This window comes from Allobosea sp. TAB14, assembly GCF_052113865.1.
GTDB lineage: Bacteria > Pseudomonadota > Alphaproteobacteria > Rhizobiales > Beijerinckiaceae > Allobosea > Allobosea spartocytisi.
On record NZ_JBFRDQ010000280.1, the window covers coordinates 1 to 4,108 of the forward strand.

At 60.6% G+C, this 4,108-nt stretch carries 6 protein-coding genes; 3 read left to right on the forward strand and 3 right to left on the reverse strand.

All coding sequences use genetic code 11. From position 1 onward, the window contains the following. Both AB4Y99_RS26190 and AB4Y99_RS26195 read left to right on the forward strand, forming a co-directional pair. A partial coding sequence (locus AB4Y99_RS26190) for a cysteine hydrolase family protein (protein ID WP_441525385.1) occupies positions 1-485 on the forward strand: 485 nt, incomplete at its 5' end. Positions 486-891: 406 nt separating this feature from the next. Continuing rightward, positions 892-1,770, forward strand: a complete 879-nt coding sequence (locus AB4Y99_RS26195) for an alpha/beta fold hydrolase (protein ID WP_441525386.1) — start codon at positions 892-894, stop codon at positions 1,768-1,770. A gap of 248 nt (positions 1,771-2,018) precedes the next feature. Here AB4Y99_RS26195 and AB4Y99_RS26200 read toward each other — a convergent pair whose 3' ends face one another. The 3 genes from AB4Y99_RS26200 to AB4Y99_RS26210 form a co-directional block, all read right to left on the reverse strand. Beyond that, positions 2,019-2,315, reverse strand: a complete 297-nt coding sequence (locus AB4Y99_RS26200) for a SemiSWEET family sugar transporter (protein ID WP_441525387.1) — start codon at positions 2,313-2,315, stop codon at positions 2,019-2,021. After that, positions 2,315-2,563 (reverse strand): hypothetical protein, encoded by a 249-nt coding sequence (locus AB4Y99_RS26205; RefSeq protein WP_441525388.1) that lies wholly within the window; start codon positions 2,561-2,563, stop codon positions 2,315-2,317. Before AB4Y99_RS26205 ends, AB4Y99_RS26200 begins: the two co-directional genes overlap by 1 nt. Before the next feature lie 297 nt (positions 2,564-2,860). Continuing rightward, positions 2,861-3,046, reverse strand: coding sequence for a hypothetical protein (locus AB4Y99_RS26210; protein ID WP_142021083.1), 186 nt, complete (start codon positions 3,044-3,046; stop codon positions 2,861-2,863). A gap of 300 nt (positions 3,047-3,346) precedes the next feature. Here AB4Y99_RS26210 and AB4Y99_RS26215 point away from each other — a divergent pair, with 300 nt between their 5' ends. Beyond that, entirely contained in the window at positions 3,347-3,871 is a 525-nt protein-coding gene (locus AB4Y99_RS26215; protein WP_038366161.1) for a cupin domain-containing protein, read from the forward strand. Positions 3,872-4,108 lie beyond the last annotated feature (237 nt).

Consider the following 4,108-nt stretch of genomic DNA (forward strand, 5'->3'; position numbering starts at 1 on the left):
CGGCGGTCGAGGAATTATGCGGATCTCACCCGGAACGGACTCTCTTCACCCGCTTCATCCCGGCCGAGCGCGAGGGTGACGGGCGCGGCACATGGCAGCGCTATTATCGGAGATGGCCGCAGGTCACCTTGGAAAGGGCCGGCGTTGAAGCCGTCCACCTCCTGCCCTCTCTTGAGCGGTTCGTTCCGCCCGCGCATGTGCTGGACAAGAGAGTTTACTCACCCTGGAGCGAAGGCCGCCTCGATCACTTCATGGCGGAGCGTGAAATCGATACGGTCATCGTCACCGGCGGCGAGACCGATGTCTGCGTTCTCGCGACCGTGCTTGGGGCCGTCGATCGAGGCTTGCGGGTCGTGCTGGTCACCGACGCCTTGTGCAGCTCATCTGACGCAACGCACGACGCACTGATGGAACTGTACCTTTCCCGCTTCAGCCAGCAAATCGAGGCCGCCACCACCAGCGAGGTCCTGGTACAGTGGCGGTAGCGGGTGGCACACCGGCAACCCGCGAACTGAGGCTGCTGTATTTCGTCGGTGTGGATCCCGAAGCTCTGGGAGATCCGCCACGCTCRAAGATCCGCTTTCGGCGTTGCGACCTTCCAGCGAAGCGATCTGGTTTGCCGTGCCGTGATGAGGGAGCGCATCTGCCGGCCTTCGCCTTCGGCGCCGGGATCGGCGACGTCGTGGATGGCTGGGCCTGGGCGCCTAACGTAGTCGCCTTCGCGACGAATGTAAGGACAATGGGTTTTTCTGAAGGGAATGGTCCTCGAGGAGGCTTCCAACGCCGCGGACTACCATTCGAACGGTGGAAGACCGGGTTCTGTTCCCGAAGGAACTGCGACCGAACAACGCTCTGGAATAATCGTTGTTACCTCACGCGGAGGGTCAGCGAATGTTCGAAGGATTCAAGCTCGCGGCAATCGAGCTGACGAGAGGAGCGATCCGGTTTCGCGTTGGCGGAAGCGGCCCACCGCTTCTGCTTCTCCACGGCCATCCCCGCACGCATACGACTTGGCACAGAGTCGCCACGCTCCTGCGGGAACGCCATACGGTGATCTGCCCAGACCTCCCCGGGTTCGGCGGCTCATATAAGCCTGCCGATCGGTCCGACCATGTAAACTCATCCAAGAGGGCGAAGGCACAAGCTCTGGTCGAGCTGATGAACCAGCTTGGGCACGACTCCTTCGGTGTCGCGGGACACGACAGAGGTTCGTATGTCGCGTTTCGGATGGCGATGGACCATCCCACACGGGTTCGTAGACTGGCGGTTTTGGACGGTGTTCCGATCCTGGAGGCCCTGGAGCGCTGCCGTTTGGAGTTCGCCCGGCGCTGGTGGCACTGGTTTTTCTATGCCCAGCCGGAGAAACCGGAACGCGCGATCGGGACCGACCCCCTAGCCTGGTATGGCGGCTCGCCGGCAGAAATGGGCGAGGAAAATTTTGCAGACTTCCTCGAAGCCATTTCTGATCCGATCACGGTCCACACGATGATCGAGGATTATCGGGCAGGTTTGACTATCGACGCAGACCATGATCGCGACGACCGTGCCAACGCCCGCAAGCTCGATTGCCCGGTCCTGGCGCTCTGGTCAGAGAGAGATGACTTGGTGCATCTCTATGGCGATGTGGTCGCGGTATGGCGCAGATGGGCCAATGACGTTCGCGGAGCCTCCATTCCCAGCGGGCATCATATGGCGGAGGAGGCCCCCGTCGAACTGGCCCGGGCGCTCGATGGGTTTTTTCAAGACGCTGGAACTCGAGATTCTATTTGAAGAAGCACCTGGCAATCTCCACGAAACCACGGAAGCCTCTCGACCGCAGGTACATGGACCCGCCTGAGCCTTCGATCGAATTCGCGCCACCAAGGTCCATTATTCACGACCGGGAATGAGCGTTCATCATCCCGCACCCTATCAACGAGTTCCTTGGCTGGCATGTCGCCCGCGAGCAGGGTCCGGTCGGTATCGAGTGGGTGATGTCCGAGGCAGCTCATGGCGGAGATAGCGTAGCATGCCTGACCTTAGGAGGATGGATCGATTCGATCCGCCACGGCATCCTTCTTTCCCCGTGGTAGAAGCGTCATCACCAAGATGAAAGCGGAAAGAACAAAACAGATGCTATTCGTGACAATGAGAGGCCACTCACCCAGACCAAGTCCATATACGGTCCAGAGAGCGAAGCCCGTGACGGTGAAACTGTAGGTCACCGGAGAGATCGCCTGCGTATCGCGTGTTCTGACGATCCGCCAGGCCTGAGGCACGAAACTGATCGTCGAGCACACCGCCGCGCATGTGCCAGCAACCGCGATCCACTTCATCACAGTCGCCTATCGAGACAGGCGACGAGCGTTTGCCCGGACCTTGCGCTGATACCCACGAACAATGCCTTCGGTGCCGTACCTGATGCGGCCTTCAAAACGGCCTGCCGGCTTGCCGCGGCTTTTTCGTTGACCATCCGAGCAGCCTCTCGTTTCGCGGCTGGACCACCCCTTGCGAGTTCAATCCCGCGCAGCCACACGACCTGCTGCGCCTCGAATGCAAGCATCGAGATCTGCGGCTTAAACATCCGCAGCCTGTCTTCCGATAGGCTTGCGTGACGTTCTGCCATTTCGGCGGGGCCGAGACGTCGCGCCGCGCGCCGCACTCTTTGTGCCAGGCTTCGGTGAGATATCCCTTGCGCGTAAAGCCCGGGCTTCCAGATTAAGCCGATACAAGCCATAGCCCACCGCCCCGGCAAGCATGACCGGCGTGGGCAGCCTGGTCGCCAGCAGCGTCAAGGGAACAGCAAATCTCTCGGGGATTTCGCCTCGCTCGACGTTCCGAGCAATCCAGGCTCCAGCCAGACTGGAAAATGCAGCCCGGATCATTTCGTTTCCTCCGCCGCACCCGGCGTGATCGGAACCTGCTCGGCAACAGGGTCACTTGCCGGAAAAGTATCCTTGAGCGCCCTGTCCAGCTTCTGATCGGGTGTCAGTTCTCGCTCTTCCCTACGTTGCGTCTTTTGTTCCCGGCGAAGGCTCTCGACTGCGGGGTTGTGCTCGTTCTCCACGGATGTCTCCTTGACTCTTTGACTGAGTGGAGACTGAACGCTGCGGTCCCGCGCTCGTTCCAGTAAGAGCTCGGCAACAAGCGCCGACATTCGCACGGGGAGACATTTCGCCGTTAGGGCCATATTGGCGCGATACCCTTCTGGCTCTTTCCAAAGCCAACCGCCCAAAACGCGTTTCCTCACGGTCGACAGACGGTGGGGCGTGATCCTGGTATCCGCGGCTTTCCCCAATTCGGGCTCGCGACGCGGGAACGTCCAATGGTGCGCCGGAGTTCAGGAAGCTTCTCTGGAGAGGCTACCATGACCCGGGTGACAGTAACCGCCTTGCATTTCGAGCCGCGGGGCTTCGTTCCCAACAATCCCAGGTTGCCAGCCTTGATCTATGAAAGGGCGTTCGATCCTGCGGCGACCATTGATCTCACCACGTTCATGGAGAAGCTTTTCCAAGAAAACGGATGGCCGCCTCAGTGGCGAGATGGGATTTACGAGTTCGACCAYTACCACGCCCAGGGCCATGAGGTTCTTGGCATAGCAGCSGGGTCGGCCGAGCTCGTGCTCGGGGGAGAGGGCGGCCGCGAGGTCAGGGTGGAAGCTGGCGACGTCTTGCTGCTGCCCGCAGGGACTGGGCATCGGCGCCTCAGGCAGTCCGATGATTTCCTCGTTGTCGGTGCGTATCCGCCCGGCCAGGCTGGAGACATCGTTCGCGAGGAACCATCGCCTGCAATGAAACARAGGATCGCCCTATTGAGCTTTCCACCCAAGGATCCAGTTTTGGGTGATGAGGGACCGATGCTCCGCTTCTGGGCGAACGCCAGCGTTCCTTGAGGCTCGCAAATATCGGACTTGTGCCTCCGGCTGGCGCCTGCAAGGCGCGCGAAATCGATGCGCGGTGCCGTGGCCTGCTGGCCATGTGAATCATGGCCACATCAGCCAATTGGAACCTCGGTGCCAGACTGCCCGTTGCCGACCGTGGTATTCGGAAGGAGAGCTAGCGATGATGTTCGTGGAGCAAATCAAGGAAGGCCAGCGCGTGATCGGATCCGATGGAGGGCATATCGGAAC